Origin of the sequence: Arthrobacter sp. 35/47, assembly GCF_000520475.1 — a bacterium.
Taxonomy (GTDB): domain Bacteria; phylum Actinomycetota; class Actinomycetes; order Actinomycetales; family Micrococcaceae; genus Arthrobacter_D; species Arthrobacter_D subterraneus.
Window position 1 is genome coordinate 95,136 of the sequence record NZ_KI914587.1, and the last position, 5,331, is coordinate 100,466.

Annotated in this window: 3 protein-coding genes and 1 pseudogene; all 4 read right to left on the reverse strand. The window is 65.4% G+C overall.

The window, feature by feature from the left end; translation table 11 throughout:
* A pseudogene (locus tag X803_RS22105) lies at nucleotides 1–414 on the reverse strand (hypothetical protein); the annotation flags it as partial.
* A 100-nt stretch (nucleotides 415–514) separates the two neighbouring features.
* Nucleotides 515–1,540: a bile acid:sodium symporter family protein gene (locus X803_RS0105120; protein WP_026544300.1), complete on the reverse strand. Its 1,026-nt coding sequence runs from the start codon at nucleotides 1,538–1,540 to the stop codon at nucleotides 515–517.
* A gap of 146 nt (nucleotides 1,541–1,686) precedes the next feature.
* Nucleotides 1,687–3,906, reverse strand: a complete 2,220-nt coding sequence (locus X803_RS0105125; protein ID WP_026544301.1) for an NADP-dependent isocitrate dehydrogenase — start codon at nucleotides 3,904–3,906, stop codon at nucleotides 1,687–1,689.
* Between the two features lie 72 nt (nucleotides 3,907–3,978).
* The coding region (gene purH / locus X803_RS0105130) for a bifunctional phosphoribosylaminoimidazolecarboxamide formyltransferase/IMP cyclohydrolase (RefSeq protein ID WP_026544302.1) at nucleotides 3,979–5,331 on the reverse strand (1,353 nt) is incomplete at its 5' end.

Genomic DNA, 5,331 nt, shown 5'->3' on the forward strand with positions numbered 1-5,331 from the left:
CACCGCCGGTTCCACCACCGGCGCGACCAGCTGCTCGACAGCCGGCACGACCCCTGTCACCGGAGCAGCGACCTGTTGAACAGGTGCAACAACGTGCTCGATAACTTCGGCAACCGGCTCGGGCGCAGGGATCAGTCCGACGGGTGCAGGATCTTCCAAGGGAGCGATGGGAACAAGTCCAGTCACGGGCGAAAGCTCAACCACAGGATCAAGCCCAGTCACGGGCGCAGGGACCAACCCCTCGCTCACCGGGTCCGCAGCGATTCCAGCTGAGGTGACATCACCGATGTCAGGCAGCAGACCGCCGTCGTCGGCCAATGCCGGACTCGCGGATAGCGCCGCCCAAGTGAGCGCACTGCCTGCGCCCAGGAGGAACAGCCGGGCGGCAGCAACAAATGACTTGCCTGCGGGCACCCGGACCACCCCCTGCGAAGAGACTGACTATCTCAGGAAAGCACGGGGCGGTTCCGGTGTAAACCCCCGGACAGGACCCCGGCGGAGGAAGCGGCAGAAGTTAGCTCGCAACGCCTGCGACGGCGGTGTTGTCCTCCGCATCAGCCAGTCCGCGGCGCCGCCAGTAGGCAGCCAGGAGCGCACCCGACACGTTATGCCACACCGAGAAGATTGCCGCCGGAAGTGCTGCCTCGGGGGTCATGTGTGTTCGTGCCAGTCCGGCGGCAAGACCGGAGTTCTGCATCCCGACCTCCACGGAGGTGGTGCGCCTGGCGCGCACCGGCAGCTTGAAGAGCCTTGCTGCGCCATAGCCGACGGCGTAGCCGAGGCCGTTGTGAAGAACCACGGCCAGGAGCACCAGCAGTCCGGCGGAGAAGATGGCTTCCGCGCTCAGACCCACAACAGCCATGACCACCAGCGTGATCGCTACTACCGAAATCCAGGGCAACACGGGAAGCGCCTTCGCCACGAGGCCGGGAAGCAGCAGGCGTGCTGCCAGACCGAGTGCTACAGGGATGAGCACAATCTGGACGATCGACCACGCCATGGAACCGGCGTCGACCGGGAGGTACTGTCCGGCCAGCCAGAGGGTGAGGAGCGGGGTCAGGACGGGAGCCAGGAGGGTGGACACCGTGGTCATCGCAACAGACAGCGCCACGTCGCCCTTGGCGAGGTAGGACACCACGTTGGACGCCGTACCACCGGGGCAGCAGCCCACCAGAATCACGCCGGCTGCGAGGGCGGCCGGGAGCCCGAGGACGGAAGCAACCAGGAGCCCCAGGAGAGGCATCACCAGGTACTGGGCTACAACACCGATCACAACGGGGATAGGCCGCTTCGCAATCACAGCGAAGTCCGGCGGAGTGAGCGTCAGGCCCATCCCGAACATGATCACGCCGAGGAGCGGGTTGATGGCGGGAGCAAGACCCGTGAAGGCCGTGGGCATGAACAGCGCTATGGCACCACCGCCCAGTATCAGCAGGGGGAAGATCGTGACCGCGACGCGGGCGTTCCGTTCCTCGGCTGATGCGGCGGATCCCGCGAGTGCGGCGGACTTTGCGGAGGGTGCAGGGTCGTGCGAGTTCATGCTTCAAGAAGTAGCACGAGCAATTCTTCGCGGCAGAATCCGGTCCGGAATTGTTACAGGAGGCACCTAAATACTCGAACCGGAGAACGCCGAAGGCCCCGGACGCGCGCCGGGCGGCACGGGTACGGGGCCTTCTGGAGTCGAAGTCAGCTCAAGGTTGAGAGGACCTCGGTGAACTTCTGTGATGGACGCATCACGGCAACCACCTTGGTGATGTCCGGGTGGTAGTAGCCGCCAATGTCCACGGGTGTCCCCTGGACTGCGAGCAGCTCGGACACAATGGTGTCCTCATTGGACGTCAGCTGTTCCGCGACCGCAGAGAATGCCGCCGCCAGCTCAGCGTCCTCGCTCTGTGCGGCCAGTTCCTTGGCCCAGTACTGCGCGAGGTAGAAGTGGCTTCCACGGTTGTCGATCTCGCCGACCTTGCGGCTCGGCGACTTGTTCTCCAGCAGGAAGGTGGCGGTTGCCCGGTCCAGCGTGTCCGCCAGAATCTGGGCACGCGCGTTCCCCGCCGTGGTAGCCAAATGCTCGAAGCTGACCGCGAGCGCGAGGAACTCGCCCAGGCTGTCCCAGCGCAGGTGGTTCTCGCGGACGAGCTGCTGGACATGCTTGGGAGCCGATCCGCCGGCGCCCGTCTCGAAGAGGCCGCCGCCGTTGATCAGCGGAACAATCGAGAGCATCTTGGCGCTGGTACCGAGCTCAAGAATGGGGAACAGGTCCGTCAGGTAGTCACGCAGGACGTTGCCCGTGACGGAGATGGTGTCCTCACCCTTGCGGATGCGCTCCAGCGTGAACGCGGTTGCCTTCACCGGGGAGAGGATCTCGAGCTGGAGGCCCTCAGTGTTGTGCTCCTTGAGGTACTCGTTGACCTTGGCGATGAGGTTGGCGTCGTGGGCGCGCTCCTCGTCCAGCCAGAACACGGCCGGCGTGGCGGAGGCACGCGCACGGGTGACCGCGAGCTTCACCCAGTCGCGGATGGCGATGTCCTTGGTCTGGCATGCGCGCCAGATGTCCCCCGGCTCGACCTCGTGCTCGATCAGTACGTTGCCGGAGCCGTCCACGATCTGCACGGTGCCCGGGGTGTCAATCTCGAAGGTCTTGTTGTGGCTGCCGTATTCCTCGGCAGCCTGGGCCATCAGGCCGACGTTCGGGACGGTTCCCATGGTGGTGGGGTCGAACGCACCGTTGGCACGGCAGTCATCAATGACCACCTGGTAGATGCCCGCGTAGGAGCTGTCCGGCAGCACAGCAAGCGTGTCTGCCTCTTCGCCGTCCGGGCCCCACATGTGGCCGGAGGTGCGGATCATCGCGGGCATGGAGGCGTCGACAATCACGTCGCTCGGCACGTGGAGGTTGGTGATGCCCTTGTCGGAATCAACCATGGCGAGCTTGGGGCCGTCCTCGATGCCCTTGCGGATGGCCGACTCCACCTCGCCCCGGGTGCCTTCCGGCAGCTTCTCAAGGCCGCTCAGGATGGAGGCGAGCCCGTTGTTGGGGCTGAGGCCGGCTGCCTGGAGCTGCTCACCGTAGGTCGCGAAAACCTCGGGCAGGAAGGCGCGGACAATGTGCCCGAAGATGATCGGATCCGACACCTTCATCATGGTTGCCTTCAGGTGCGCGGAGAACAGCACGCCCTCATTCCGGGCACGCTCCACCTGGGCGGCGAGGAACTCATCCAGGGCCGCTGCACGCATAACGGTTCCGTCGATGACCTCACCGGCGAGAACCGGGAATGCCTTCTTCAGGACATTGACCGTGCCGTCCTGCGCGACGTGCTGAATGGTCAGCGAATCGTCCGAATCCATGACGACCGACTTCTCGTTGGACCGGAAATCGCCGTTGCTCATGGTTGCAACGTTGGTCCTGGACTCGGGGGTCCAGGCACCCATGGAGTGCGGGTTCTTGCGCGCGTAATTCTTCACCGACTGGGGGGCGCGGCGGTCGGAGTTGCCCTCGCGGAGGACCGGATTGACCGCGGAGCCCTTGATCTTGTCATACCGTGCGCGGACGTCGGCTTCCTCGTCACTGGAAGGGCTGTCCGGGTAATCGGGAAGGGCGTACCCCTGCCCCTGGAGTTCGGTGATTGCCGCCTTCAGCTGCGGAACGGACGCGCTGATGTTGGGCAGCTTGATGATGTTGGCTTCCGGCTTCTTGGCCAGCTCCCCCAGTTCAGCGAGGGCGTCGCCGATGCGCTGCTCTTCGGTGAGGTAGTCACTGAAGATGGCGATGATGCGCCCTGCCAGCGAAATGTCGCGGGTTTCAACCTCCACACCCGCCGTCGACGCGAAGGCCTCGATGATCGGCAGGAACGAGTACGTGGCCAGCATCGGCGCTTCGTCGGTGTGGGTATAGATGATTTTTGCCATTGTGAGGCGTCTCCTGAGGGGCTCTTCTGGTGCTGAAACTGTTGTTGCTTCGTCTGTCTCTAACGTACCGGTTTAGTGGAAAAAGTGGCGTGCGCCGGTGAAGTACATGGTGATGCCTGCCGCGTTGGCAGCGTCAATGACTTCCTGGTCGCGCACCGATCCTCCCGGCTGGACGACGGCGCGCACACCGGCGTCGAGCAGGATCTGCAGTCCGTCCGCGAAAGGGAAGAAAGCGTCCGACGCCGCCACGGCACCGCGGGCGCGCTCGTGACCTTCTCCAGCGAGCGTGTTGGCCCGCTCCACCGCAAGCTTGCAGGAATCCAGCCGGTTGACCTGCCCCATCCCGACGCCGACGGCGGCACCGTTGCGAGCGAGGAGGATCGCGTTGGATTTCGCGGCGCGGCAGGCGGTCCAGGCGAACGCGAGATCGGCGAGGGTTTCAGGATCAGCCGCTTCCCCGGCGGCGAGGGTCCAGTTGTCCGGATTGTCGCCATCGGCATCTACTGCATCCACCACCTGGACCAGAACGCCGCCGGATACCTGGCGCAGCTCGGTCGGGTAGCGGTCGTAGCCCTCGGGCAGGGCGAGCAGGCGGATGTTTTTCTTCTGGGAAAGAATCTCCACCGCTTCGGGATCAAACCCGGGAGCGATGACAACCTCGGTGAAGATGTCCTTGACGGTCCGGGCCATGGCCGCCGTGACGGGGCGGTTGGCTGCGATCACCCCGCCAAAGGCCGAGACCGGATCGCAGGCGTGGGCCTTGGCGTGGGCGTCGGCGATGGCATCCGCGGCCCCGGGTGAGCCCACGGCGACACCGCACGGGTTGGCGTGCTTGATGATGGCGACGGCGGGCTCGCTGAAGTCATACGCGGCGCGCAACGCGGCGTCAGCGTCGACGAAGTTGTTGTAGCTCATCGCCTTGCCGTGCAGCTGGTCGGCCTGCGCGATCCCCGCCGGTGCGGCCTTGTCCACATAGAGCGCTGCCTGCTGGTGCGGGTTCTCGCCGTAGCGCAGCACCTCGGAGCGTTCCAGTGCCAGGCCGGCGTAGGCAGGCCAGTCGATCACGCCGTCGTCGTCCTCGTCCTGGAACTGGGTGGCCGTCCAGGTGGCAACCGCGTTGTCGTAGGCCGCGGTGTGCGCGAAGGCGCGGGCGGCCAGCCGCTGGCGGGTCTTCAGATCGAAGCCGCCCTCCCCCGCAGCGCGGACCACGCTGCCGTAGAAGGACGGGTCCACCACGATGGACACCGCCGCGTGGTTCTTCGCGGCCGAGCGCACCATGGCGGGGCCGCCGATGTCGATCTGCTCGACGACGTCGTCCGCGGCGGCACCGGAGCGTACCGTCTCCACGAACGGGTAGAGGTTGACCACCACCAGGTCAAACGCCTCGATCTCCATGTCGGCGAGGGTGTCCATGTGCGCGGCGAC